This window comes from Enterobacteriaceae bacterium ESL0689 (assembly GCA_029433525.1).
Classification (GTDB): Bacteria; Pseudomonadota; Gammaproteobacteria; order Enterobacterales; family Enterobacteriaceae; genus JAQTIF01.
This window is the reverse complement of the sequence record JAQTIF010000001.1, coordinates 1117370-1143809: the sequence shown is the minus strand read 5'-3', so window position 1 is coordinate 1143809 and position 26440 is coordinate 1117370. Positions and strand designations below refer to the sequence as shown.

Below are 26440 nucleotides of genomic sequence, written 5' to 3'. Positions count from 1 at the left end.
CCAGAAATTCCCACGGATTACCGATATGCGCGATCCCTGTCCCCATTGACGATAGCGAATACGTCTGTCAGCCAGGCGCTTCGTCTGTTGATGAGCGATAAAAACCCGCGGAAATCGTGCCGAATAGCGTTCGTGTGACAGCGCCAGCGCCGATCACGTGCGCATCCGGTGTAACCTGAATGATTCTGGGTGTATATAAGGTTAACGGCGTAACCGAGAACAATTAAAGAAGGGATGGCAATATTAAATAACCAAACGAACTAATCTGACAGGCCCATTCCGCTGAGCAAAAAAACCCGCCAGAGCGGGTTTTTAGAGTAAGCACAACAACGAGAATTATGCCTGACCTTTGATCTCTTTACGGCCATTGTAGGGAGCTTTTTCACCCAGCGCTTCTTCAATGCGAATCAGCTGATTGTATTTCGCCACACGATCAGAACGGCTCATTGAACCGGTTTTAATCTGTCCTGCCGCTGTACCTACCGCCAGATCAGCGATGGTCGCATCTTCGGTTTCACCGGAACGGTGAGAGATAACGGCAGTGTAGCCCGCATCTTTCGCCATTTTAATCGCTGCCAGCGTTTCACTCAGTGTACCGATCTGGTTGAATTTAATCAGGATCGAGTTAGCGATACCCTTTTCAATCCCTTCTTTCAGGATCTTAGTATTGGTCACGAACAGGTCATCACCGACCAGCTGGATTTTATCGCCCAGAACCTTAGTCTGATAGGCGAAACCGCTCCAGTCAGATTCATCCTGGCCATCTTCGATCGAAACGATCGGATACTGTTTGGTCAGGTCTTCAAGGAAATGAGTAAATTCTTCCGAAGTAAAGGCTTTATTACCTTCACCGGCCAGAACATATTTACCATCTTTATAAAACTCTGAGGATGCGCAGTCCATCGCCAGGGTAATATCTTTCCCCAGTTCATAACCGGCAGCTTTGACCGCTTCGGCGATTACTTCCAGGGCTTCTGCGTTCGAAGCAAGATTCGGTGCGTAGCCACCTTCATCACCGACAGCGGTATTCATGCCTTTCGCTTTCAGCACTTTTGCCAGGTGGTGGAAGACTTCCGATCCCATACGTACCGCTTCTTTCAGTGATTTCGCACCGACTGGCTGGATCATAAATTCCTGAATATCAACGTTGTTATCAGCATGCTCACCGCCGTTGATAATGTTCATCATCGGAACGGGCATGGAATACTGACCTGGCGTGCCATTCAGTTCAGCAATGTATTCATACAGTGGCTGCCCTTTGGACGCGGCAGCGGCTTTGGCGTTAGCCAGAGAGACCGCGAGGATCGCGTTAGCACCAAATTTGGATTTGTTTTCTGTGCCATCGAGATCGATCATGATCTTATCAATGCCTGCCTGATCGTTAGCATCTTTGCCAGTCAGCGCCTGGGCGATCGGGCCATTCACTGCAGCGACCGCTTTAAGCACGCCTTTACCCATAAAACGGGATTTGTCACCATCACGCAGTTCCAGCGCTTCACGGGAACCGGTAGAAGCACCTGATGGCGCGGCCGCCATCCCGACGAAGCCACCTTCAAGGTGAACTTCGGCTTCAACCGTCGGATTTCCACGGGAATCGATGATTTCACGACCGATAACTTTAACGATTTTAGACATTCGATTTTCCTTAAGTACAAGTTGAAATAAAATTTCAGATCAGCAACGCACATCATCTGATGCGTTGCCGTTTTAATTCAGTTTACTTCATCTGGCGTTTCTGGTACTCATTCGCCGCTTTGATAAAGCCGGTAAACAGCGGGTGACCATCACGTGGCGTGGAAGTAAACTCCGGATGAAACTGGCAGGCAATGAACCAGGGGTGGTTCGGCACTTCGATAATCTCTACCAGTTGGTCATCTCCGGAACGCCCGGCAATGCGCAAACCCGCATGCTCAATTTGTTTCAATAACATATTATTGACTTCATAGCGATGGCGATGGCGCTCTGTGATGGTCGGCGTGCCGTATAACTGGCGCACCAGACTCTTCTCCATCAGCTGACACTGCTGTGCTCCCAGACGCATGGTGCCACCCAGATCGCTTTTTTCTGAGCGCACTTCAATATTACCCTCTTCATCGCGCCATTCGGTAATCAATGCCACTACCGGGTATTGGCAATCTGGCATAAACTCTGTCGAGTTGGCGTTGTCCATCCTGGCAACATGACGGGCAAAATCAATCAGCGCAACCTGCATACCAAGGCAAATACCCAGATAAGGAATATTATTTTCACGCGCATAGTGCGCGGTGGTGATCATGCCTTCCACACCGCGATAACCAAAGCCGCCGGGAACCAGAATAGCGTCCAGACCTTTGAGGATATCAACACCGCGTATCTCCACATCCTGGGAGTCAATCAGCTTAATGTTAACCGTCAGACGATTCTTCAGACCACCGTGTTTCAGTGCTTCAATCACCGATTTATAAGCGTCGGGCAATTCAACATATTTACCGACCACCCCGATCGTTACCTCACCCACTGGGTTGGCTTCTTCGTATATCACTTGTTCCCACTCAGCCAGATTGGCTTCCGGACAGTTTAAGCTGAATCGTTTACAAATGTAATCATCCAGGCCCTGAGATTTGAGCAAACCGGGGATTTTATAAATGGAATCGATATCTTTCAGTGATATCACGGCCTTTTCCGGGACATTACAAAACAGCGCAATTTTAGCACGTTCATTGGTCGGCACGGCGCGATCGGAACGACAAATCAGAATATCGGGCTGAATACCGATCGAGAGAAGCTCTTTGACAGAGTGTTGCGTCGGTTTGGTTTTCACCTCACCCGAGGCGGCCATATAAGGCACCAGGGTTAAGTGCATAAACAACGTATGTTCACGGCCAATTTCCACCGCCATTTGACGGATTGCTTCCAGAAAAGGCAGCGATTCGATATCACCCACCGTCCCGCCAATTTCCACCAGCACGACATCATGACCTTCACCGCCTGCCAGCACACGTTCTTTAATCGCATTGGTGATATGGGGAATAACCTGCACCGTCGCCCCCAGATAATCACCCCGGCGCTCTTTACGCAGGACATCGGAGTAAATACGCCCGGTGGTGAAGTTGTTGCGGCGACTCATCCTGGTGCGAATGAAACGTTCATAATGGCCAAGATCGAGATCGGTTTCAGCGCCATCTTCGGTCACGAACACTTCTCCGTGCTGGATGGGGCTCATGGTTCCTGGATCGACATTAATATAGGGATCCAGTTTCATCATGGTGACGTTAAGCCCACGGGCTTCAAGAATAGCCGCGAGGGAAGCAGCGGCAATGCCTTTACCCAGAGAGGAGACAACCCCGCCGGTAACAAAAATATAGTTTGTTGTCATGCTGAACCTGAGAAGTTAGGTTTAAAAGACGATGGAATATCAGGACGGGAAAGCAGTATACCGGATCATCACTGCCGTCACAAACGTTGATTACCATGTCTGATCAGTCAATCCATACTTTTTACAGACGAAAAAAATAGCGCTTACCATAAAATTTATCAAATAAAATCAATTTATTGACAGTTATGTAACGCACGCCAGCGCGGGAGACGCTTCTCGCCGTCATCCCGGCACAGCGCGTCAGGGTGTGCTTCTGGATTAGTGCTCAGCTTCCTGGCGTTTGACTTCCTGCCATACGGCTTCCATCTCCGCGAGATCCACCCCTGTCATATCCAGCCCACGGGCAGCTACGATGCGCTCCACTTCGCGGAAGCGACGTTCAAACTTGCGGTTGGCTTTTTGCAACGCGGTTTCTGCTTTAACCCCCAAATGACGGGACAGATTGACGGTAGCGAACAGTAAGTCCCCGACCTCCTCCTCCAGCTTCGCGCTATCCACCGTGGCGCGCTGGGTCTCGGCCAGTACTTCATCAATCTCTTCATACACTTTATCCAGTACCGGCGGCAGGGATGCCCAGTCAAAGCCCACCGACGAACAACGACGCTGAATTTTACCGGCACGCATCAGTGCGGGCAGATTATGGGGAATATCATCCAGCACCGAATACTGTGCCTTTTCTGCCCGCTCAGCACTTTTTATCTGTTCCCAGCGCCCCTGAATCGCTTGATCACTGACGGTATTTTGCCCGGCAAAAATATGCGGATGGCGACGCACCAGCTTATCGCTGATCGCCGAACACACGTCGTCGAAAGTAAAACGCCCCTCTTCCTGGGCTATCTGCGCGTAAAACACCACCTGAAAAAGCAGATCGCCCAGTTCACTACGCAGATCGGCAAAATCCTCACGCATGATGGCATCCAGCACTTCATACGTTTCTTCCAGCGTATGCGGCGCGATCGTGGCATAGGTTTGTGCTTTATCCCACGGGCAGCCCTGTTGTGGATCACGCAGACGTTTCATGATATCGAGCAAACGAGCAATGGCCGTCATATTTTCCCCTGCAATAGTATAAAAATTAACCTTCTCCGCCGACGCAAACCGCGATGATAAATAACATAAGCCGAAGATTAGCTGCCACGTAAACGCCGGGCATCAATGACATCCGGTATCTGGGTTAGTTTCCCCAGCACCCGCCCGAGTACCTGAAGATTATAAATTTCAATCGTCATATCGATTGTCGCTAACTGCTGTTTGGTATCGCTACGACTGATCACGCTCAACACATTGACCTTTTCATTGGCCAGAATGGTCGTAATATCACGTAACAGCCCGCTACGATCATTGGCCATCACCCGTACTACCAGTGAATAACCGGCCGAGTAACTTTCTCCCCACACCGCTTCAACAATACGTTCCGGTGCGTGGGACTGCAGTTCCGCCAGTTGATCACAATCGGCCCGGTGGATTGAAATACCGCGCCCCTGGGTGATAAAACCGACGATCTCATCACCGGGGATCGGCTGGCAACAGCGTGCAATGTAATGCATCAGATTACCCACCCCTTCCACCACCACCCGGCCATTATCTTTATCCTTATTGTGATTCTGTGGCGTATAGGTTTTCTGCTGTAGCTGCTTTAATGCCGCGGCATCCTGCTCTTCCGCTGTCGGCTGGTGAAACTGCGAATACAGGAAGTTAACCATCTGATTAAGACGGATATCGCCACCACCTATCGCCGCCAGCAGATCATCCAGTTCATGGTAGTTGTAACGCTGTAACAGCGGTTTCTCTGCGCTTTTCAGCGTGATACCCAGTTGCTCAAGATCCTCATCGAGGATCTGTCGTCCGGCGAGAATATTCTTGTCACGATCCTGTTTACGAAACCAGGCGTGAATTTTAGAACGCCCACGGCTGGTGGTGACATAGCCAAGATTGGGGTTGAGCCAGTCACGGCTCGGATTAGGCTGCTTCTGGGTGATAATTTCAATCTGATCGCCCATCTGCAGCTGATAGGTAAAAGGCACAAGACGGCCACCGATTTTGGCACCAATGCAGCGATGACCGACATCACTATGGATATGATAAGCAAAGTCAAGGGGCGTGGCACCCGCAGGGAGATCGACCACCTCCCCTTTTGGCGTAAAGACATATACCCGATCATCAAACACCTGGCTGCGGACTTCATCCAGCATCTCTCCGGAATCGGCCATCTCATCCTGCCAGGCGATCAGTTTACGCAGCCAGGCAATGCGATCTTCATAATTGCGACCACCGCCCGCTGCTGCCTCTGTGCCCTCTTTATATTTCCAGTGCGCCGCGACCCCCAATTCTGCATCATCATGCATTTGTCGGGTACGGATCTGAATTTCTATCGTTTTCCCCTCCGGGCCCAGCACCACCGTATGGATCGACTGATAACCATTGGGTTTGGGATTGGCCACATAATCATCGAACTCATCGGGCAGATGACGATAATGGGTGTGTACAATCCCTAACGCGGCATAGCAGTCCTGCAATCGTTCGGCAATCACCCGTACCGCACGAACATCAAACAGTTCATCAAACGCCAGATGCTTTTTCTGCATCTTTCGCCAGATACTGTAAATATGCTTCGGCCGACCGTACACTTCGGCCTGCACCCCTTCGGCTTTCATTTCAATCCGCAGGTGGCTGACAAACTCATCAATATAGCGCTCACGGTCAATCCGCCGTTCATGCAGCAATTTAGCAATGCGTTTATATTCATCAGGATGCAGATAACGAAAGCTGTAATCTTCCAGCTCCCATTTCAGTTGACCAATGCCTAAACGATTCGCCAGCGGCGCATAGATATTGCAACACTCTTTGGCCGCCAGTACCCGCTGGTCTTCAGAGCCATCCTTCACTTCCCGCAGATGGACAACCCGTTCCGCCAGCTTAATGATCACACAGCGAAAATCATCCACCATCGCCAGCAACATCCGCCGGACATTATCGACCTGTTCAGAGGAGACCGCATCGGTGTGCGTGGCTTTAAGCTGACGAATGGCTGCCATATCCCGCACACCGTGGATCAGCGTCGCCACAGCGTGCCCCACACTCTCCTCAATCACCGCCTCGCTGACAACATGACTGTCCACCAGCGGAAATAACAACGCCGCCCGCAAGGTATCGATATCCATATTTAATATAGAGAGGATCTCCACCATCTCGATACCGCGCCACAACAACAGTTCTGCCTGCGGGTGTCCCTGTGTATTATGATGACAATACGCCCAGGTTTCGGTTAAGCGTTCACACGACGGCTGGCTGACCATACCCAGGCTCGCGACCCATTTTGTCGGGTCGAACTCACCAGCCTGGTTAAGATGTGCACTTCTTACCGCAACCATTATCCTCTCCTTCAGTAACCCTGTCTGCCGAAGCCAGTCAGCCTCAGCACAACCCCGGGTTCCTGCATGATGTTATCAACCAACATACTCAAACAATGCCATAGATTCCAGATGTCCGGTATGCGGAAACATATCCAGCATCGCCAGACGCTGGATACGATATCCCGCCTGTAATAACGACTCACTATCGCGTGCCAGTGTCGCCGGATTACAGGAGACATACACGATGCGTTGTGGCGTCAGCCTGATAATGTGTGGTATCACCTCTGCCGCACCGCTTCGCGCCGGATCAAGCAGCACTTTATCAAAACCCGATTTCGCCCAGTGCTGACCGGCCACCTCTTGCGCCAGATTTTCATGACAGAATGTCACGTTACTTAACTGATTATCTCTCGCATTCTCCCGGGCTTTTGTCACAAGGGCGGCGACCCCCTCCACCCCCACGACATGGGCGGCCTGTTGCGCCAGTGGCAGGGTAAAATTGCCCATGCCACAGAACAGATCGAGCACCCGATCCTGGGGTTGCACAGCCAGCCACGCTAAGGCGGTGGCGACCATGCGTTGATTCACGCCATCATTAACCTGAATAAAATCACGCGGACTAAACGCTAAGCGTAGACCGCATGACGAATACCAGGGGGTAGGGCCGCAAATATGTTCCAGTATCTCGCTTTGCGGTGCTAAATACAGCCCAAGCGAGTGAGATTGCGAAAAAGATTCCAGTTTTTGCCGATCGGCGGTCGATAGCGGTGCCGTATGACGCAACACCATCAACGGGCCATTATCCGCCAGCACCAGTTCGACATGGCCGACCTGACGCTGCGCTTGCAGGTGACTCAGACACTCACGCACCGCAGGTAAGAGTGCCTCCAGTTGCGGCGCCAGGATCGGGCACTGCACCACATCGACAATATCATGCGTATTGGCCTGACGAAAACCCATCTGCAACCGGCGTGTCTTTGGCTGATACTTCAGGCTCAGGCGCACGCGGCGACGGTATCCCCACGGGGAAGCCGCAATCATCTCGTCGACCTGATGTTTCATCAGTCGGGACAAGGCCGCGCATTTGCTCTGCTGCTGAAGTTCGGTAGCAATATGCTGCTGCAGACAGCCGCCGCACAGATTAAAATGGGGACAACGTGGTGTCTGACGCTGAGGACTATCCGTAAAACGACGTTTTACTTTCGCCCTGGCATACTGTTTTTTCTCTTCTGTTACCACCACATCAGCCTGCTCACCAGGAAGTAAATTATTAATAAATAAAGTTTTTCCCTGATAATGAGCCACACCCTGCCCAAAGGGATCGAGATCAGTCACGTTGACCGTTATGATTTGATGTGTCGTCACGCGCCGTTTTGCAGAGTAGAATTGCACCATTGTAGATATCTGTCTCAATTCGCTATATTGACTGGCGCCTATTCTCCCATAACGGAATCGCATGACCAACTACAGCCTCCGCGCCCGAATGATGATCCTTATTCTGGCTCCTACCATACTGATTGGTTTACTGCTCAGTATCTTTTTTTTCGCCCATCGTTACCATGATCTGCGCTGGCAACTGGAAAATACCGGCACCAGCATTATCAGCCCGCTGGCGGTTTCCAGTGAGTACAGTATCAATCAGCAAAATCATCAGGCGATCAGCCATCTGGTTAGCGTACTGCATCGCCGTCATTCCGATATTGTGCGCGCAATTGCGATTTATGATGCCAAAAATAACCTGATAGTTACCTCCAATATTCAGCGTTCACCCAACACGCTCCGTCTGAAAGCGGGCATGCCACTGCCAGACCAGTTAAGTATGGAGCAGAAGGGGAATACGATGATCCTGCGTACCCCGATCATCAGTAACAGTTATCTTTCTGATGACGCATCGATCACCAGCCCTAAAGCCCCCGGTCATATCCTGGGTTATGTGGCTATCGAATTAGATCTCAACTCGCTGCGTTTACAACAATATAAAGAGATATTTATCTCCAGTATTCTGTTGCTGTTCAGCATTGGTATCGCGCTGATTTTCGCCTGGCAGTTAATGAATGATGTCACCGGCCCTATCCGCAATATGGTCAATACCGTTGATCGTATTCGTCGCGGGCAACTGGACAGTCGCGTCGAAGGGTTTATGTTCGGTGAACTGGATATGCTGAAAAACGGCATTAACGCGATGGCGATGTCGCTGGCTGCCTACCATGAAGAATTACAGCACAGCATCGACCAGGCGACATCCGATTTACGTGAAACCCTCGAACAGATGGAAATTCAGAATGTCGAGTTAGATCTGGCTAAAAAGCGGGCGCAGGAAGCGGCGCGGATCAAATCAGAATTTCTCGCCAATATCTCTCATGAATTGCGCACCCCACTGAATGGGGTGCTCGGTTTTACGCGCCTGACACTGAAAACTGATTTAAATCCAACCCAACGTGACCATCTGATCACTATTGAACGCTCAGCAAACAATCTGCTGGCGATTATCAATGATGTCCTCGACTTTTCGAAACTGGAAGTCGGTAAGCTGATGCTGGAAAGCATCCCTTTCCCGTTGCGTAATACCCTCGACGAAACCATCACTTTACTGGCGCATGCGTCCCATGACAAAGGGCTGGAACTGACGCTGAATATTAAAAATGATGTGCCCGATAATGTCATCGGCGATCCGCTGCGTCTGCAACAAATTATCACTAACCTGGTCGGCAATGCGATCAAGTTTACTGAACGTGGCAATATTGATGTTCGGGTCGAACAACGCGCGATTAGCCATACCAGTGTTCAGATTGAGATCCAGATCCATGATACTGGCATAGGTATCCCTGAATCGGATCAATCCCGTCTGTTCCAGGCGTTTCGTCAGGCCGATGCCAGTATTTCGCGACGTCATGGCGGCACCGGGCTGGGGCTGGCGATTACCCAGCGGCTGGTGCATGAAATGGATGGCGATATCTCCTTTCACAGTCAATCTGGCCGTGGCTCGACATTCTGGTTTTATATTAATCTTGCGCTCAACCCGCACGCGATTGTGGAAGGGGTGGCGACTCAGCCGCTGGCAGGGAAAACCCTTGCCTATGTCGAAGCCAATACCACGGCGGCACAGTCGACCCTTGAACTGCTGACTACCACACCGCTGGAGGTGGTTTACAGCCCGACACTGTTCACGCTGCCACAGGCACATTACGATATTATGTTAATCGGCACCCCGATTGCTATCCGTCACCCTGACAAACAAAAAGTCGCCCAGGCCAGCGCCCTCGCCGAGCATGTTCTGCTGGCGCTGCCTTGTCATGCCCAAACCAATGCTGAAACCCTCAAACAAGACGGGGTCACCGCCTGTTTGCTCAAACCGCTAACGGCGACACGTCTGCTTCCCGCATTAACGGCGCTCTACCGTCCGCCGTTACCGGCCATGCCGCTTGAATCCGGCGGCGATAAGCTACCAATGACCGTCATGGCGGTTGATGATAATCCGGCTAATCTGAAACTTATCGGCGTTCTGCTCGAAAATCAGGTTCAGCATATCATCCTGTGCAGTAGCGGTCAGTGCGCTATCGACGAAGCGAAAACAAGGTCGCTGGATCTGATTTTAATGGACATTCAAATGCCGGATATGGATGGCATCTGCGCCTGTGAGCAGATACGCTCTCTTCCTCATCATCAGCAAACACCGATTATCGCGGTGACCGCCCATATTTTTGAAGGGCAAAAAGAGCGACTGGTCAATGCCGGGATGAATGATTATCTGGCAAAACCGATCGACGAAGAGCAGTTGCACAATTTACTTCTGCGCTATCAGTCAAAAATGAACGTGGTATCACTGCCACTCAACGCCAGCGAGTCGTCGGTTGACGATAACCAGACCTTTAGCTGGCAACTGGCGCTGCGCCAGGCGGCGATGAAACCGGATCTGGCGCGCGAAATGCTGCAAATGCTGCTCGCCTTTATGCCAGAAGTGCGTAACCGGGTCGAAGAACAGCTGGTGGGTGAAACGCCGGAAGGGCTGCTCGATCTGATCCATAAACTGCATGGCAGTTGCAGCTATGGTGGCGTGCCACGGCTAAAGAAATTGTGCCGGATGATAGAGAGCCAGCTACGCAAAGGGACTCCCGCCAGCGAACTGGAGCCAGAATGGCTTGAATTGCTGGATGAAATGGACAATGTTGTCCGGGAAACCCGGCATATCCCAGGAATATAGCGGTTGATCAGCGGATGATCTGGCCCGCGACGCCAGCATCCTCTGTGCGTTCATTGAACGGTAGCAGACCGCGCCAGCCAAACTGTGACAGCGCCTGCATCCAGGTATCATCAAACGCGGCGCGGATCACCAGCGGTTCATCGGTAAAGGGGTGAGTCAACGAAAGCTGGCTGGCATGCAACAGCAGACGGCGACAGGCAAAATGCTCTGCCGCACTGCGGTTTTGCCGCAGATCGCCGTGTCGGCTGTCACCAATAATCGGATGGCGCAGGTGAGCCAGATGGCGACGTAACTGATGTTTGCGCCCGGTTTTAGGCTCCAGTGCCACCAGACTGTAGCGGGTGGTGGGATAGCGGCCCGTGGCGACCGGCATTTCCACCGTCGCCATGCCACGATACCAGGTGATGGCGGCCTGGGGCGCTTTATCTTCGCGGCAAAACTTATCGGCAATTTTATCCTGCTCTTCCCGCAAGGGATAATCCAGCACCGCCTCAGCCGTTAACCAGCCGCGCACGATGGCGTGGTAACGCTTTTGTATCTGATGGTGAGCAAATTGCCAGGATAACCGATTGCCCGCCTCGCTCGACAATCCCATCAGCAAGACACCGGAAGTCGGGCGATCAAGACGATGTGCGGTAAAAACATGCTGTCCAATCTGATCGCGCACTGTCTGCATCACCACCACTTTTTCATGGCGATCCAGCCAGCTACGATGAACTAACCAGCCAGCAGGCTTATTGACTGCCACTAGCCATTGATCCTGATAGATAATCTCCAGCATCAGGTATTGTCACCCGTCAACAGTGCGTCCAGCTGCAATAATGCCAGTAGAATGGGCTCACGTAGCGGATGGGCGCTATCCAGCGCCATTTCATAGTAAGGTGTGATGGCGACATTTTGCGGCAACGGTTGTTGACTGTCGAGTAATTGCCGCATGCGCGGCAACAGCACCCACTGCAACCACTCCAGCGGTTCCAGGGTATCGAGACAGAAAGGCTGCGTGCTGGCAAGGGCGCGGCTGTCAGGGGCCGTCTCCTGCCATAATCCGGCTTGCCGCAGCATCATTTCAAGGCGCTGTAAATGCTCGCGTAACGGGTCATCAGGCGTCATCAGCTCACCTCACTATTTCCGGCGCCAGGTGGTTTCCTGCGAACCATCTTCAAGGATAATCCCCATCTCATTCAGACGGTCTCGTGCCGCGTCTGCCGCAGCCCAGTCCTTTGCTTTACGCGCATCGAGACGCTGCTGGATCAGCGCTTCAATTTGACTGATATCGTCGGTTTGTGCGCCATATTGCAGGAATACTTCAGGTTCCTGCTCAAGCAGCCCCAGTATCGCCGCCAGTTTACGCAGATGGGCCGCCATCGCATTCGCCGCAGCGCTATCTTCCGCTTTCAAGCGATTCACCTCTCGCGCCATATCGAACAGTACCGAATACGCCTCCGGGGTGTTGAAATCGTCATCCATCGCGGCGATAAAACGCGCTTCAAAGGCGTCTCCCCCCGCGGGCGCGACGGTGTTATCGGTACCACGCAGCGCTGTGTATAACCGTTCCAGCGCCGCGCGCGCCTGGCGGAGATTGTCTTCACTATAATTCAGCTGGCTACGATAGTGGCCCGACATCAAAAAATAGCGCACGGTTTCCGGATCGTAATGTTTCAGCACATCGCGGACAGTAAAAAAGTTACCCAGTGATTTCGACATTTTCTCATGGTCAATCATCACCATTCCAGAGTGCATCCAGTAATTGACATACTCCCCATCATGCGCACAGCCAGACTGGGCGATTTCATTTTCATGATGCGGAAACATCAGATCGGCCCCCCCGCCGTGGATATCAAAATGGTGTCCCAGATGTTTGCAGTTCATCGCCGAACACTCAATATGCCAGCCGGGACGTCCTTCCCCCCACGGTGAAGGCCAGCCGGGTTCACCGACTTTTGACATTTTCCACAACACAAAGTCGAGCGGATTACGTTTGGCATCGACCACATCAACCCGCGCACCTGCCTGTAGCTGCGCCAGATTCTGACGTGATAACTGCCCATAATGCGGGTCGGTCGACACGGAAAACATCACATCGCCATTGTCAGCGACATAAGCGTGTCCGCGCGCAATCAGCTGGGCGGTCATGGCGATAATTTCAGCAATATGATGGGTCGCACGCGGCTCCTCGTCAGGGCGCAAAATCTTCAGTGCATCAAAATCATGATACATTTCTGCGATCATACGCTCGACAAGCTGAACAAAATTTTCACCATTTTCATTTGCGCGCTTAATGATTTTATCGTCGATATCGGTGATATTACGCACATATTTCAGCCGATAACCAAGAAAACGCAGATAACGCGCCACCACATCAAAGGCGACGAAAGTCCGGCCATGACCGATATGGCAGAGATCATAAACGGTGATACCACAGACATACATGCCCACTTCTCCGGCATGTATCGGTTTAAACTCTTCTTTCTGGCGGGTCAGGGTATTAAAAATTTTTAACATCGAAGCTTTCATCCTGGCGCATGAGGGAGACAAGCTGGTTATTCTAACGCTAATTCTGATGGGAAGCAGCAGGCAATGTCAGGTGATCGAACGCCACGGTTATGCTATAACAATTCTGATCTTACCCAATCCTGGGTTCAGATAGACACTCTCCAGAACAGGATATAAAAATGGTTACTTTTCATACCAATCACGGCGATATCGTCGTCAAAACCTTTGATGATAAAGCGCCGGAAACAGTCAAAAACTTCCTGGACTACTGCCGTGAAGGTTTTTATAACAATACCATTTTCCACCGTGTTATTAATGGATTTATGATCCAGGGTGGCGGTTTTGAACCCGGCATGGTACAGAAAAAGACCAAATCACCGATTAAAAATGAAGCCAGTAACGGTGTGAAGAATGCTCGTGGCACCCTGGCGATGGCCCGCACACAAGACCCACACTCGGCAACCGCTCAGTTCTTTATTAATGTGGTCGATAACGACTTTCTCAACTTTACGGCGGAAAATACCCAGGGCTGGGGTTACTGTGTCTTTGGCGAAGTCGTCGATGGCATGGATATCGTCGATAAAATTAAAGCCGTCCCTACCGGCCACAGTGGTATGCATCAGGATGTGCCGAAAGACGATGTGGTGATTGAAAGCGTCACTGTCAGCGAGTAATTCGTGGCGACACTGTTCATCGCAGATCTCCATCTGCAAAGCAAAGAACCGGCGATCACCGCCGGTTTTCTGCGCCTGTTACAGACACAAGCGCGCAGTGCCGATGCCTTATATATCCTCGGCGATTTTTTCGAATCATGGATCGGCGATGATGACGTCAGTGCGCTGCATCAGGAGATCGCCTCAGCACTCCGTGCATTAACCGCTGCCGGGGTTCCCTGCTATTTTATTCATGGTAACCGCGATTTTCTGCTCGGCCAGCGTTTTGCCGACGCCTGTGGCATGACCTTGCTGGCAGAAGAAACCGTCATCAATGTGCATGGTCGTCAGATACTGATTATGCATGGCGATACCCTGTGTCGTGATGATACCGCCTATCAGGCTTTTCGCGCCCGGGTACACACCCGCTGGATTCAGACGCTGTTCCTGGCTCTGCCACTGTTTCTCCGTCGTCGTATCGCCGCCCGAATGCGCGCCAACAGTCAGGCCGCTAACCACAGTAAGCCCGACACGATTATGGATGTGACCCCACAAGCGGTGGTGGAGATGATGGAAAAGTACCAGATACAGTGGTTAATTCATGGCCACACACATCGCCCGGCGATTCATCCCTTATCCGCGAATGGTCAACCGGCTTATCGGGTAGTTCTTGGCGCGTGGCATGATCAGGGAAGCGTGGTCAGAGTGAGCCAAGACAATGTCGAGCTGCTTCCTTTCCCATTTTCAGATGCGCGCTAAAGCCCGGTCATTCAGCGCTGATAATCCGCTATCGGTAAAAACGCATTGATTACCGTTTGCCTGATGGGCATCGCCGTGACGCAATCGTTTACCTGTAGCGGAAGTTCATGTTATTCTGACTAATATCAAGCCATGCCGTACCCCTGTCAGGAGTCTTAAGGCCGATGTCTTCTCAACCTCATTCCACACCTGTTGCCATCGTCATGGGTTCGCAAAGCGACTGGGCGACGATGCAGTTTGCCGCCGATATTCTGAATGATCTCGGCGTGTCGTATCACACCGAGATCGTCTCCGCCCACCGCACGCCCGATAAACTTTTTCATTTTGCTGAAAGCGCGGAAAACAACGGCTATCAGGTGATTATCGCCGGTGCGGGTGGCGCGGCACACCTGCCGGGGATGATCGCGGCTAAAACCTTAGTCCCGGTATTGGGCGTACCGATCCAAAGCGCAGCATTAAATGGTTTAGACAGTCTTCTTTCCATCGTCCAGATGCCACAGGGTATCCCGGTGGCGACGCTGGCGATCGGCAAAGCGGGGGCCGCCAATGCCGCACTGTTGGCGGTACAAATGCTGGCATTACATGACGATGAACTGCATCAGCGGCTGCACGACTGGCGTCAGGCCCAGACTAACGCGGTACTGAATAGCGCCGATCCGCGAGATATCGTATGAAGTCTGTCTGTGTCCTCGGCAATGGTCAGTTAGGCCGCATGCTGCGCCAGGCGGGTGAACCGCTGGGGATCACCGTCTGGCCAGTCGGCGCGGAAACCCACCGCGACGAGATACCTTTTCAGCACAGCGTGATCACTGCCGAAATTGAACGCTGGCCGGAAACCACACTGACCCGTGAGCTGGCCTGCCATCCGGCGTTTATCAACCGTACTGTGTTACCGATCATCGCCGATCGTCTGACACAAAAACAGCTCTTCGACCAGCTAAAACTGGCCACCGCACCGTGGCAATGGCTGACAGACCCCGCTGAGTGGCCCGCTATCTTCACCCGCCTCGGCGAGCAGGTGATCGTCAAACGCCGCAGCGGTGGCTATGATGGGCGTGGTCAATGGCGTCTGCACCCGCATGGTACTCCCCTGCCCGACGATGAAAACTACGGCACTTGTATTGTCGAACAACAGATTAACTTCTTCGCTGAGGTTTCCCTGATTGGCGCGCGCGCTGAGGATGGCAGTACGGTGTTCTATCCCCTGACCCACAATCTGCATCAGGCGGGGATTTTGCGTGCCAGTGTGGCATTCCCCCAGTCTGATCGCAGCCAACAGGCGCAGGCAGAGGATATGCTCGCCTCGATTATGCATACCCTGAATTATGTCGGCGTCATGGCGATGGAGTGTTTTGTTACCGCGGAGGGTTTGCTGATTAACGAACTGGCACCTCGAGTACATAACAGTGGTCACTGGACGCAAAACGGTGCCTCCATCAACCAGTTTGAATTGCACCTGCGGGCGATTACCGGCCTGCCACTGCCTCCCCCGGTGGTGAATCACCCCTCGATGATGCTTAACCTGATCGGCTGCGATCTCAATTACGACTGGCTGACGCTACCACTGGTACATCTGCACTGGTACGATAAAACGGTGACCCCGGGACGCAAAGTAGGCCATCTGAATATCACTGACTATGATCCTGACCGTTTGCAGGCAACGCTGGAAGCACTGAAAACGCATCTTCCCGCCGAATACCGCGCGATAATATCCCAGGCACAAGCACTGCTCCGCTCAGGGGGGATACCGTCATAGCACAGAACAACATCGCCCTGACAGAGACGGAGGGTGATCGTGAAGGGTGACATAAGTTAATATACCCGGCGTCTGGTGCGTCCCAGGCGCACTTCGTTAATCATGATAACGGAGTCTCATGCATCACCAGCAGGTACTGTTATGCAAAAATCAATTTTAGTCACTGGCTGCTCCAGCGGTATTGGGCTTGCCAGTGCGCTGGATTTAAAAAACCAGGGGTTTCATGTCCTGGCGGGCTGCCGCAAAGCGCAGGATATTATCCGTATGCAGTCCCTGGGGCTGAGCGGTATTTTACTCGATCTCGATGACCCACAAAGCGTTGATCGCGCGGCATCAGAGGTGATTGCCCTGACCAGTAATCATCTGTATGGCTTGTTCAATAATGCCGGATACGGCGTTTACGGCCCTCTGCTCACCCTTAGCCGCCAGCAAATGGAAGCGCAATTTTCCAGCAACTTTTTTGGTGCCCATCAGCTTACCATGCGATTACTTCCCGCCATGATCCCCCACGGCGAAGGGCGGATCGTGATCACTTCATCGGTTATGGGACTGATTTCCACCCCCGGACGGGGGGCTTACGCGGCCAGCAAATATGCGCTGGAGGCCTGGGCTGACGCCTTACGTATGGAACTGCGCCAGAGTGGTATTCAGGTCAGCCTGATTGAGCCCGGCCCGATCCGTACCCGCTTTACTAATAACGTCAATCAGACACAACGGGATAAGCCGGTGAAAAATCCCGATATCGCCACCCGTTTTGCCCTCGGCCCGGAAGCGGTAGCGAAAAAGGTTCGTCATGCTTTTACCAGTGATCGGCCGAAGTTACGCTATCCGGTGACCCTTGTGACACATGTTGTCGGCTGGCTGAAACGTCTGCTCCCTGCGCGACTGATGGATAAAATTGTCAGCCATTAAGTTGAAGCTCAGGCGGTCGCCCCCATTTATACAAATATACGGAAATCCACCTAAGAGATCCCCTCATGTCAGTACAGAATATCATTAATATTACCGAAGCCAACCTGCATCAGACGCTGGAAAAATCCGCCAGTATCCCGGTACTGTTCTATTTCTGGTCAGCACGCAGCCAACACTGTGCGCAACTTACGTCGACCCTCGAAACGCTGGCGACGCAATATAACGGGCAGTTTATCCTTGCGAAAGTGGATTGTGATACAGAACAGATGATTGCCGCACAGTTTGGGCTGCGCGCCATCCCGACGGTGTATCTTTTCCAGAACGGCCAGCCGGTAGATGGTTTTGAAGGCCCGCAATCAGAATCGGCGATCCGTGCCTTGCTGGAAAAAGTGTTGCCGGATGAGGAAACGCTGAAAACAGAGCAGGCGATCGCATTGATGCAGGAAGAGAAATATGCCGAAGCCTTACCTTTGCTGAAAGAAGTATGGCAATTATCGAAACAGGATAATGAGACCGGGCTATTATTAGCCGAAACATTGATCGCATTGCAACGGGCGGATGAAGCGCAAACCGTGCTGGAAACCATCCCGGCAGCCGAACAGGATAGCCGCTATCAGGCGTTGATTGCCCGGATCGCACAGCTAAAACAAGCGGCCGATACACCGGAAATCAAGCAGCTATATCAGCAGGTTGAGCAAAATCCGGATGATACCACCCTGGCGGCACAACTGGCCTCACAGCTACATCAGGTCGGACGTCATGAAGAGGCGCTGGCCCTGCTCTTTAGCCATCTGCAAAAAAACCTGACGGCCGGTGATGGACAGATCCGCCAGCTATTTCAGGAGATCCTCAATACCCTCGGCACCAGTGACGCCTTAGCGGCACAATATCGCCGTCAGCTCTATTCGCTACTGTACTAAGCGCTGGCTTCCCCGGTAGGGTGCGGCTTACCGGGGAGCGATCAACAACTTATTGCGTCATCGGTGGTGAAACGATCAACTGATCACGGGCATTAAAAAAATGGCGGTAGGTCAGATAGCTGGCAATGATGGTGGATAAACTGGCCGTCGACAGCAACATAAACGTGACCATAATCTGATATTTTATCGCCTTCACCGGATCAATCCCGGCGAAGATAAGTCCTGACATCATGCCCGGCAAACTCACCAGCCCGACTGTTTTGGCGGAATCAATCGTGGGAATAAGCGCGGCGCGAATACTCGCCCGGATTAATGGTTTAGCCGCCTGACGTGGCGTCGCACCAAGGCTGAGTTTTTCGATGATCGGCTGTTGCTCACTGCGGAAAAATTGTCCCATCGTGTTGTAGCACAATCCTACCGCGACCATAGCATTGCCCGCGATCATACCGGCAATCGGGATCACCTGCATCGGCACAAAAGCAATAGAGTGTGAGAAAACCAGTACCGTCAGCGTCAGTCCAGTACCTACGGTAATGGCAATAAATGACGAGACAAATGCTTTATCAACATATTTACTACGCTTTTGAGCATTCCACGCAGCATTAAAACAAATAAATAACACCATTAATAACGTCAGCAACACATGATTAACGGCAAATATATATTTCAGAACATAGCCGACAATAATAAGCTGCACCACGGCACGGCAAACACTCCAGAGAATATCTTTTTCCAGAGCCAGCTTTTCCCGATAGCTGATAATAATCGCCACCAGTACCAGCACCATCGACAAGACCAGTGATTCATTCGTGATATTATGACCGTTCATCAGACACCTCCGGCGTGCTGCTATTTGCAGGTAAGGTAATGACATCATCCGCATGAGCAATCTCACTGCTATCGTGGGTCACCCACAGAACGGCAATATCTTCTTCCGTTACATAATGGTGAATAATATCATTGACGTTATGTTTATTACGCTCATCCAGCGCGCTGGTCACCTCATCCAGTAGTAATACACGCGGCAAAAATTGCAAATTGCGCAGCAGTGAAACACGCTGCTTCTCACCGCCAGAGAGCTCATTAATCGGTTTCTGCAGTGTCTCTTCCGTCAGGTTAAATCGTTGTAAACCGGCGATGAGTACCTCGACGGACGGCTTTTGATGGCGGATCTGCCAGGGGAAAATGAGATTGTCATAGACCGTATTACCGAAGAGTACCGGGGTTTGTGTACAGTAGGAGACCTGTTGACGATAGATCTCCGGTGACAGCGTATTAATATCCTGACCGGCGAAAAAAATCTGCCCACTCGTGGGACTCAGCAGAGAAGCAATAATTTTCAATAATGTACTTTTTCCACAACCAGAAGGGCCGGTGATCAGCTTAAACTCACCATTCTGAAGCGGAAAACAGATATTTTTCAGGATCACGGTCGAATCAATCTGAAAACCAATATTTTCAATGCGTAAAATCGGGGTATCGGCTGACATATTTATTCCATTTTTGCTTCATTATTTATGGACTAATTTTGATCTGGCGCGCTTCCACCTGAAGACCTAAAAATATATACTGTATTTAAATATACATCACTTTTCGGGTATCACACGCTTATCTAATAAAACAGGAGATCACAGGTGTCATTTGCTATTCTTATTTTCATTGCCGTAGCATTGGTTGTTGCAGCCACAGCGGCAAAAATCACCCCCCAGGGATATCAATGGACGGTTGAACGTTTTGGGCGTTACACCATGACGCTGCAGCCTGGATTAAATCTGGTGGTTCCCTTTATGGATCGCATCGGCCACAAGATTAATATGATGGAACAGGTGCTGGATATCCCCTCACAGGAAGTTATTTCCCGTGATAACGCCAATGTCACCATTGATGCTGTCTGCTTTATTCAGGTGATCGATGCCGCCAGAGCGGCTTATGAAGTCAGTGATCTGGAACAGGCGATCATCAATCTGACCATGACCAATATCCGTACTGTTCTCGGTTCTATGGAACTTGATGAAATGCTCTCTCAGCGTGACAGCATCAATTCCCGTTTGCTGCATATCGTCGATGAAGCCACCAATCCGTGGGGGATCAAAATCACTCGTGTCGAAATTCGTGACGTTCGTCCACCCGCAGAACTTATCTCTTCCATGAATGCGCAAATGAAAGCGGAACGTACCAAACGTGCTTATATCCTTGAAGCCGAAGGGGTACGTCAGGCTGAAATTCTTAAAGCGGAAGGGGAAAAGCAGTCACAGATCCTCAAAGCGGAAGGGGAACGTCAGTCTGCTTTCTTACAGGCCGAAGCGCGTGAACGTTCCGCCGAAGCGGAAGCCCGCGCCACTCAGATGGTTTCAACCGCAATTGCGGAAGGGAATATTCAGGCGATTAACTACTTTGTTGCACAGAAATATACTGAGGCTTTACAACAGATTGGTAGCGCTGATAACAGTAAAGTGGTGATGATGCCACTGGAAGCCAGTAATCTGATGGGTGCCATTGGTGGCATTAGCGAACTGCTTAAAACCAGCGGAGAAAAACGGTAAATACTATGATCACTCTGTTTATCACCAATCCTTATAGTTTCTGGTTCAGCCTGGGTGGATTGCTACTGATAATAGAGATGCTGGGCGGTAACGGCTACCTGTTGTGGAGCGGTATCGCCAGCCTTGTGACGGGTCTGTTGTGCTGGATATTTCCATTTGGCTGGCAATGGCAGGGAACACTGTTTGCGTTTCTGACATTGCTGACTACCTGGCTATGGTCGCGCTGGCTACACCGACAGGCGAAACGCCAGTCGTCCGCTGAGCCCGGACTGAATCAACCAGGAAAACAGCTGATCGGGCGTACTTTCACTCTCGACAAGACGCTGGTCAACAGCCGTGGTAATGTCCATGTTGGTGACAGTTCATGGCCAGTGGTTGCTGATAGTGATCTCCCTGCCGGTTGCCAGGTGAAAGTGCTGGCGATTGAAGGAATTACACTGCGCGTCAAAGTAGCTGCATAACATCATTAACCAGATGCTTTTCACTGACTGCCGCTCACCAGACTATCAATAATTGGGCAAGCGGCGTCATCGTTACCTGGGCAGGATGCGGCCAGCGTCAGAAGACGGGTTCTCATTGTTTGTAGCATGTTAATATGAGACTCAATTTCTGCCACTTTTGCCAGCGTCCTGCGTTTCACATCTGCACTGTGTCGCGATGGATCATGCAGTAAATGAATCAGTTCGCGACACTCATCAAGTGTAAATCCCACCTGTCTGGCCTGACGCAACAACGTCAGTTCATCCAGATGGCGCTGACTGTAACAGCGATAGCCATTTTCACTGCGCAACGGGGATGTCACCAGTCCCTTTTGTTCATAAAAACGGATCGTTTTACGGCTTAAACCGGTTTTTTTCGCCATCTCACTGATGTTCATATCGCCCGCCAGTAAACTCATTATTGCTATAAAAACCATAATAATACACGCGATGACAACATTTCATACTGCATCATCACCGTTAATTAATAGTTTTAACTATTAATTAGCAATATATTGATAGAGATAGACTAAATATATCAGTTATCTCATCACGGCAAACATTTTGATACAGATCAAAATAAAAATTATTTCGCCAACTTTTTGATTGAACTCATAGAGATACAATCAATATAATAAACATGAATGATAATAATTATTATTTCTAAACGCATAAAGGTTATAAATTTTGCCACGGATTACTAAAACTCGCTTTGCTATCTCTGCCCTACCATTATGTATTTCCGGTATCGTATGTGCAGCGACACCCCCCTCACCGGTCAAAAACCCCTCTGACGATATCATGGTTATTACCACCAGCCGCGCAGAAAGCAGCCTGTGGGAAAGCCCGGCCACCATTCAGGTTATCGATCAACAAACGCTGCAAAACTCGACCCAGGTGTCGATCGCTGATGACCTGCAGGATATTCCCGGTATCGAAGTCACTGATAACTCCCTCGCCGGTCGCAAACAAATTCGCATTCGTGGTGAAGCCTCTTCACGGGTGTTAATTCTGATTGATGGCCAGGTGGTCAGCTATCAGCGTGCCGGACAAAACTACGGCGCTGGCTTACTGATTGATGAATCCGCGCTGGAGCGCATTGAAGTGGTCAAAGGCCCCTACTCTGTACTTTATGGCTCGCAGGCTATTGGTGGCGTGGTCAACTTCATTACCAAAAAAGGCGGCGATAAACCTCTCGCCGGACGCACTAAAGCGGTCTATAACTCGGCCACCGCTGGCTGGGAAGAGTCGGCTGCAGCCTGGGGTAGCAGCGGTAATTTTGACTATCGTATTAATGCCAGCTACTCTGACCAGGGCGATCGTGACACTCCCGATGGCCGCTTACCGGATACCCATTTCCGCAATAACAGTCAGGGGATCTGGCTGGGGTATCGCCTGGATGATCATCAGTTTGGACTATCGCTGGATCGCTATCGCACCTCAACCCAAACCTGGCTTGATGATTCGCAGCAATTTGATGAATTCAGCGTCCGCCTGCCGAAACTGGAACGTGAAAAAGTCGGGATCTTTTATGATTATGCCGTCGGCGGCGATTACCTGAAAAACATCCACTTCGATGCCTACAATCAGACGATCGAACGCAAATTTGAAAATCATGTCAAAATCACTCAGGCCATCCCCAGCCCGGCGATCCAGGCGCTGACTATCGACAATCAGACCAACACCAACGATAAGCAATACACCCAGGGGTTTACCCTGCAAAGTCAGTACTCACTTCCCGCAAATAATGAGCTGGTGATTGGCACCCAGTATCAGCATGACCGGGTGAGACAAAATACCCGCAGTGACACACGTCAGACAGCAGCGACTGGTCTCTTTGATACCCTGACTTACTCCACCTCTTATGTCGAAGCCCGGCAGAGCAATACCTCTCTGTTTGCACAAAATAGCTGGCGTTTCGCCGATGACTGGACATGGACCGTTGGCGCACGCCAGTACTGGCTCTCTTCAGAACTGACCCGTAACGACAGCGCCAGCAACAACGGCCAGCAATCAGAAGGGAGAAAATCGGCCCATGACGATGAGTTTGTCACCGCCACCAGTCTGAACTATTCCGGTTTTAAAGATCTCGAACTGCGCGCCGCTTATGCGCAGGGCTATGTTTTCCCGACCCTGACCCAGCTCTTCATGCAAACCTCTGCCGGAGCGGGGATCACCTATGGCAACCCAAACCTGAAAGCAGAACACTCCAGAAACTATGAGCTGGGTGCCCGTTATAAAGGCAATATGTGGCTGATCGATAGTGCTATTTACTACTCAGAAGCCAAAGATTACATCGCTAATCTCACCTGTTCAGGCGGTGCGATCTGTCAGGGCAATAGCAGCTCTTCACGGGGAGAATATTATTACTACGATAATATCGACCGCGCCAAAAGCTGGGGTATGGAGCTGACCGCCGAATACAATGGCTGGGCGGTTTCACCTTATCTCAGCGGTAATCTGCTGCGTCGCCAGTATAAAGGCAATACACTGACCACCTGGGACACTGGCGAACCTTCGCTGACCGGCAGAGTGGGGGTCAAACACACCCAACTGATCCACAGTCTCAGCCTCAGCTCGGATCTCTTTATCCGCGCGGCCAACAGCGCTAAAGATAAAACCGGCTCAAAGGAGCTTAACTCCCCGGGCTGGGCGACGCTGAATCTCGCGTTCAATACCGAATTTGGTCCACAGGACCAATATCAGATCAATCTGGCACTTAACAACCTGACTGACAAACGTTACCAGACCGCCCATGAATCAATTCCGGCGGCCGGTTTTAACACAGCGGTCAGTTTCGCATGGAACTTCTGAAGATGAAAAAAATTATCACTGGATTACTGGCAGTTATCTGTTTTTTTAACGTCGAGGCCAATGATCGGATCGTGGTCGCCGGAGGGTCATTAAGCGAACTGATCTACGCGATGGGCGCAGGCAACCGGGTGGTTGCGGTGGATGAGTCCACCTCCTGGCCGCCCGAAACGGCCGCGCTGCCGCATATCGGCTACTGGAAACAACTCAGCAGTGAAGGCATTTTATCCCTGCACCCGGATCATTTTATCACCTGGCAGGATGCTGAACCCCATGTTGCCCTCGAACAGTTGCGGGCACAAAAAATCAACGTCCTTACCCTGCCACGGATACCGGCTACTGTCGATCAGATGTACGCCAATATTCACACCCTGGCCACCACGTTACAGATCCCGGCACAGGGTGATACGCTGGTCAACCATATCCAGCAACGGCTGGCGCAGGTTCAGCGTAGCGTGGCGACGAAAGAGGCGCCTGTTAAAGCGCTGTTTATTCTCTCGGCGGGCAGTAGCGCCCCCCAGGTGGCCGGTAAAGGCAGTGTCGCCGATGCTATTATGACGCTGGCGGGGGCAGAAAATGTTGCTACGCACTCGCAATACAGAAGCCACAGTGCCGAAGCCCTGATTGCGGCAAACCCGCAAGTGATTGTCGTCACATCACAAATGGCCGGTGACAATCTCAGTCGGCTGAGTACCATCGCTGGCATAACCCATACGGCAGCCTGGAAAAATCACCGTATTATTACCGTTGATCAAGCGCTGATTCTGGGGATGGGGCCGCGCATCGCCGATGTGGTCGAATCCCTGCATCAGCAATTCTGGCCTTAATAATAAATGGAATTGATACAGACATATGAATAATAAAGAAAATATGCTGGATTTCACCGCACATTATGCGCTGGAAGGAAACCAGCCGTTTAAAGATCGCCGGGTCACTATGCCCTGGCGTAGTGCTGTTCCTGTCGCAAAAGAGCAAGTCGAACAAACCTGGCAAACGGTCATCAACCAGACCACGCCACCACGTAAGAGGCTGGCCTATTTACATATTCCTTTTTGTGCCACCCACTGTACCTTCTGTGGTTTCTATCAGAACCGCTTTGAGCAAGATCATTGTGCCCGCTATACCGATGCGCTAATCCAGGAAATCGAAATGGAAGCCGGGAGCGTACTGCACCAGTCTGCGCCTATCCATGCGGTTTACTTCGGTGGTGGCACACCTTCCGCACTGTCCGCGCAAGATCTGGCGCGTATCATTACGACATTAAGAGAAAAACTGCCGCTGGCCCCCGACTGTGAAATCACCATTGAAGGCCGGATACTCAACTTTGACGATAACCGGATTGATGCCTGCCTGGATGCGGGCGCTAATCGGTTTTCTATCGGTATCCAGTCCTTCAACAGCCAGATCCGTAAAAAAATGGCGCGCACATCCGATGGCCCAACGGCGATCGCCTTCATGGAAGGGCTGGTCAAGCGGGATCGCGCCACGGTAGTCTGCGACCTGCTGTTTGGTCTGCCGGATCAGGATGCGCAGTCCTGGGCAGAAGATCTGGCTATCGCCCGTGATATTGGCCTCGATGGTGTCGATCTCTACGCCCTCAATCTGCTGCCCCAGACGCCGCTGGGCAAAGCGGTAGAGGCCGGACGAACCACCATTCCTCCGCAGGCACAGCTGCGTGATCTCTACCTGCAAGGCTGTGATTTCATGGATAGCATTGGCTGGCGTTGTATCAGCAACAGTCACTGGGCACGCACAACGCGCGAACGTAATCTCTATAACCTGCTGATTAAACAAGGCGCTGACTATCTGGCCTTCGGTTCGGGTGCAGGCGGCTCTGTCAATGGTTATTCATGGATGGTCGAACGTAATCTCACCGCCTGGCATGAGTCCATCGCGGCCGGGAAAAAACCGCTGATGATGATGATGAAAACCATTGATCGTAACTACCAGTGGCGGCATACCTTACAGGCCGGTGTCGAAACAGCACGTATCCCACTGGATGAGCTGACACCTCATGCTGAAAAATTAGCCCCTTTACTCCGCCAGTGGCATCAGGCGGGGCTGACCACCGATGCCTCAAGTTGTGTACGCCTGACCAATGAGGGGCGTTTTTGGGCCAGTAATATTTTACGCTCTCTGGGTACACTCATTCAGGAACTTAACGAACCGCAGATTGCGGTAGAAAAACCATAACACAGGAGAACT

The 26440-nt window shown here is 51.4% G+C and carries 23 protein-coding genes; 12 read left to right on the top strand and 11 right to left on the bottom strand.

Going from position 1 to position 26440, the window contains the following annotated elements:
• Positions 1–336 precede the first annotated feature (336 nt).
• The 5 genes from eno to rlmD all read right to left on the bottom strand — a co-directional run bounded on the left by eno (position 337) and on the right by rlmD (position 8103).
• On the bottom strand, positions 337–1635 hold the full coding sequence (gene eno, locus PT300_05655; GenBank protein ID MDF7680123.1) for a phosphopyruvate hydratase: 1299 nt from the start codon (positions 1633–1635) through the stop codon (positions 337–339).
• Between the two features lie 82 nt (positions 1636–1717).
• On the bottom strand, positions 1718–3355 hold the full coding sequence (gene pyrG, locus PT300_05650; GenBank protein ID MDF7680122.1) for a CTP synthase (glutamine hydrolyzing): 1638 nt from the start codon (positions 3353–3355) through the stop codon (positions 1718–1720).
• 258 nt (positions 3356–3613) lie between these two features.
• Positions 3614–4405, bottom strand: a complete 792-nt coding sequence (gene mazG / locus PT300_05645) for a nucleoside triphosphate pyrophosphohydrolase (protein ID MDF7680121.1) — start codon at positions 4403–4405, stop codon at positions 3614–3616.
• A gap of 77 nt (positions 4406–4482) precedes the next feature.
• Positions 4483–6726, bottom strand: coding sequence for a GTP diphosphokinase (gene relA, locus PT300_05640; protein MDF7680120.1), 2244 nt, complete (start codon positions 6724–6726; stop codon positions 4483–4485).
• Positions 6727–6801: 75 nt separating this feature from the next.
• Positions 6802–8103, bottom strand: coding sequence for a 23S rRNA (uracil(1939)-C(5))-methyltransferase RlmD (gene rlmD, locus PT300_05635; GenBank protein MDF7680119.1), 1302 nt, complete (start codon positions 8101–8103; stop codon positions 6802–6804).
• Between the two features lie 61 nt (positions 8104–8164).
• On the opposite strand from rlmD, the gene barA reads away from it, so the two are divergent.
• On the top strand, positions 8165–10909 hold the full coding sequence (gene barA, locus PT300_05630) for a two-component sensor histidine kinase BarA (protein ID MDF7680118.1): 2745 nt from the start codon (positions 8165–8167) through the stop codon (positions 10907–10909).
• A gap of 7 nt (positions 10910–10916) precedes the next feature.
• Here barA and truC read toward each other — a convergent pair whose 3' ends face one another.
• The 3 genes from truC to cysS are packed head-to-tail and all read right to left on the bottom strand — an operon-like array spanning position 10917 to position 13411.
• Positions 10917–11690 (bottom strand): tRNA pseudouridine(65) synthase TruC, encoded by a 774-nt coding sequence (gene truC, locus PT300_05625; protein MDF7680117.1) that lies wholly within the window; start codon positions 11688–11690, stop codon positions 10917–10919.
• A complete protein-coding gene (locus tag PT300_05620; protein MDF7680116.1) occupies positions 11690–12019 on the bottom strand; it encodes a YqcC family protein in 330 nt (109 codons plus the stop codon). Before PT300_05620 ends, truC begins: the two co-directional genes overlap by 1 nt.
• A gap of 12 nt (positions 12020–12031) precedes the next feature.
• Positions 12032–13411 carry a cysteine--tRNA ligase gene (gene cysS, locus PT300_05615; GenBank protein MDF7680115.1) on the bottom strand — a complete coding sequence of 460 codons (1380 nt, stop codon included), beginning with the start codon at positions 13409–13411 and terminating at the stop codon, positions 12032–12034.
• Positions 13412–13581: 170 nt separating this feature from the next.
• Here cysS and ppiB point away from each other — a divergent pair, with 170 nt between their 5' ends.
• The 6 genes from ppiB to PT300_05585 all read left to right on the top strand — a co-directional run bounded on the left by ppiB (position 13582) and on the right by PT300_05585 (position 18402).
• A complete protein-coding gene (gene ppiB / locus PT300_05610) occupies positions 13582–14076 on the top strand; it encodes a peptidylprolyl isomerase B (protein ID MDF7680114.1) in 495 nt (164 codons plus the stop codon).
• A 3-nt stretch (positions 14077–14079) separates the two neighbouring features.
• Complete coding sequence (lpxH, locus tag PT300_05605; GenBank protein ID MDF7680113.1) at positions 14080–14814, top strand: UDP-2,3-diacylglucosamine diphosphatase; 735 nt, start codon at positions 14080–14082, stop codon at positions 14812–14814.
• A 164-nt stretch (positions 14815–14978) separates the two neighbouring features.
• Complete coding sequence (gene purE / locus PT300_05600) at positions 14979–15488, top strand: 5-(carboxyamino)imidazole ribonucleotide mutase (GenBank protein ID MDF7680112.1); 510 nt, start codon at positions 14979–14981, stop codon at positions 15486–15488.
• On the top strand, positions 15485–16570 hold the full coding sequence (gene purK / locus PT300_05595; protein ID MDF7680111.1) for a 5-(carboxyamino)imidazole ribonucleotide synthase: 1086 nt from the start codon (positions 15485–15487) through the stop codon (positions 16568–16570). Before purE ends, purK begins: the two co-directional genes overlap by 4 nt.
• A 102-nt stretch (positions 16571–16672) precedes the next feature.
• A complete protein-coding gene (locus PT300_05590) occupies positions 16673–17482 on the top strand; it encodes an SDR family oxidoreductase (protein MDF7680110.1) in 810 nt (269 codons plus the stop codon).
• Between the two features lie 65 nt (positions 17483–17547).
• Entirely contained in the window at positions 17548–18402 is an 855-nt protein-coding gene (locus PT300_05585; GenBank protein MDF7680109.1) for a co-chaperone YbbN, read from the top strand.
• 49 nt (positions 18403–18451) lie between these two features.
• On the opposite strand, the gene fetB is transcribed toward PT300_05585, so the two are convergent.
• Positions 18452–19231, bottom strand: a complete 780-nt coding sequence (gene fetB, locus PT300_05580) for an iron export ABC transporter permease subunit FetB (GenBank protein ID MDF7680108.1) — start codon at positions 19229–19231, stop codon at positions 18452–18454.
• On the bottom strand, positions 19218–19892 hold the full coding sequence (gene fetA / locus PT300_05575) for an iron ABC transporter ATP-binding protein FetA (protein MDF7680107.1): 675 nt from the start codon (positions 19890–19892) through the stop codon (positions 19218–19220). The genes fetB and fetA overlap by 14 nt, the downstream gene beginning before the upstream one ends.
• A gap of 144 nt (positions 19893–20036) precedes the next feature.
• On the opposite strand from fetA, the gene PT300_05570 reads away from it, so the two are divergent.
• Together PT300_05570 and PT300_05565 are read left to right on the top strand one after the other, a co-directional pair.
• Entirely contained in the window at positions 20037–20945 is a 909-nt protein-coding gene (locus PT300_05570) for an SPFH/Band 7/PHB domain protein (GenBank protein MDF7680106.1), read from the top strand.
• Between the two features lie 5 nt (positions 20946–20950).
• Positions 20951–21406 carry an NfeD family protein gene (locus PT300_05565; GenBank protein MDF7680105.1) on the top strand — a complete coding sequence of 152 codons (456 nt, stop codon included), beginning with the start codon at positions 20951–20953 and terminating at the stop codon, positions 21404–21406.
• A 20-nt stretch (positions 21407–21426) separates the two neighbouring features.
• On the opposite strand, the gene cueR is transcribed toward PT300_05565, so the two are convergent.
• On the bottom strand, positions 21427–21822 hold the full coding sequence (gene cueR / locus PT300_05560) for a Cu(I)-responsive transcriptional regulator (protein ID MDF7680104.1): 396 nt from the start codon (positions 21820–21822) through the stop codon (positions 21427–21429).
• 286 nt (positions 21823–22108) lie between these two features.
• Between cueR and PT300_05555 the strand changes: the two genes are divergently transcribed.
• The 3 genes from PT300_05555 to hutW are packed head-to-tail and all read left to right on the top strand — an operon-like array spanning position 22109 to position 26428.
• The gene (locus PT300_05555; GenBank protein ID MDF7680103.1) at positions 22109–24238 is read left to right on the top strand and encodes a TonB-dependent receptor; all 2130 of its coding nucleotides are present in this window, start codon (positions 22109–22111) and stop codon (positions 24236–24238) included.
• Positions 24226–25062 carry an ABC transporter substrate-binding protein gene (locus PT300_05550; protein MDF7680102.1) on the top strand — a complete coding sequence of 279 codons (837 nt, stop codon included), beginning with the start codon at positions 24226–24228 and terminating at the stop codon, positions 25060–25062. Before PT300_05555 ends, PT300_05550 begins: the two co-directional genes overlap by 13 nt.
• A 25-nt stretch (positions 25063–25087) precedes the next feature.
• Positions 25088–26428, top strand: coding sequence for a heme anaerobic degradation radical SAM methyltransferase ChuW/HutW (gene hutW / locus PT300_05545; protein ID MDF7680101.1), 1341 nt, complete (start codon positions 25088–25090; stop codon positions 26426–26428).
• Positions 26429–26440 lie beyond the last annotated feature (12 nt).

Excerpts from the sequence above, each read along its gene's own strand:
- eno (MDF7680123.1), bottom strand. The coding sequence starts at position 1,635 with ATGTCTAAAATCGTTAAAGTTATCGGTCGTGAAATCATCGATTCCCGT.
- pyrG (MDF7680122.1), bottom strand. The coding sequence starts at position 3,355 with ATGACAACAAACTATATTTTTGTTACCGGCGGGGTTGTCTCCTCTCTG.
- mazG (MDF7680121.1), bottom strand. The coding sequence starts at position 4,405 with ATGACGGCCATTGCTCGTTTGCTCGATATCATGAAACGTCTGCGTGAT.
- relA (MDF7680120.1), bottom strand. The coding sequence starts at position 6,726 with ATGGTTGCGGTAAGAAGTGCACATCTTAACCAGGCTGGTGAGTTCGAC.
- rlmD (MDF7680119.1), bottom strand. The coding sequence starts at position 8,103 with ATGGTGCAATTCTACTCTGCAAAACGGCGCGTGACGACACATCAAATC.
- barA (MDF7680118.1), top strand. The coding sequence starts at position 8,165 with ATGACCAACTACAGCCTCCGCGCCCGAATGATGATCCTTATTCTGGCT.
- truC (MDF7680117.1), bottom strand. The coding sequence starts at position 11,690 with ATGCTGGAGATTATCTATCAGGATCAATGGCTAGTGGCAGTCAATAAG.
- PT300_05620 (MDF7680116.1), bottom strand. The coding sequence starts at position 12,019 with ATGACGCCTGATGACCCGTTACGCGAGCATTTACAGCGCCTTGAAATG.
- cysS (MDF7680115.1), bottom strand. The coding sequence starts at position 13,411 with ATGTTAAAAATTTTTAATACCCTGACCCGCCAGAAAGAAGAGTTTAAA.
- ppiB (MDF7680114.1), top strand. The coding sequence starts at position 13,582 with ATGGTTACTTTTCATACCAATCACGGCGATATCGTCGTCAAAACCTTT.
- purE (MDF7680112.1), top strand. The coding sequence starts at position 14,979 with ATGTCTTCTCAACCTCATTCCACACCTGTTGCCATCGTCATGGGTTCG.
- purK (MDF7680111.1), top strand. The coding sequence starts at position 15,485 with ATGAAGTCTGTCTGTGTCCTCGGCAATGGTCAGTTAGGCCGCATGCTG.
- PT300_05590 (MDF7680110.1), top strand. The coding sequence starts at position 16,673 with ATGATAACGGAGTCTCATGCATCACCAGCAGGTACTGTTATGCAAAAA.
- PT300_05585 (MDF7680109.1), top strand. The coding sequence starts at position 17,548 with ATGTCAGTACAGAATATCATTAATATTACCGAAGCCAACCTGCATCAG.
- fetB (MDF7680108.1), bottom strand. The coding sequence starts at position 19,231 with ATGAACGGTCATAATATCACGAATGAATCACTGGTCTTGTCGATGGTG.
- fetA (MDF7680107.1), bottom strand. The coding sequence starts at position 19,892 with ATGTCAGCCGATACCCCGATTTTACGCATTGAAAATATTGGTTTTCAG.
- PT300_05565 (MDF7680105.1), top strand. The coding sequence starts at position 20,951 with ATGATCACTCTGTTTATCACCAATCCTTATAGTTTCTGGTTCAGCCTG.
- cueR (MDF7680104.1), bottom strand. The coding sequence starts at position 21,822 with ATGAACATCAGTGAGATGGCGAAAAAAACCGGTTTAAGCCGTAAAACG.
- PT300_05550 (MDF7680102.1), top strand. The coding sequence starts at position 24,226 with ATGGAACTTCTGAAGATGAAAAAAATTATCACTGGATTACTGGCAGTT.
- hutW (MDF7680101.1), top strand. The coding sequence starts at position 25,088 with ATGAATAATAAAGAAAATATGCTGGATTTCACCGCACATTATGCGCTG.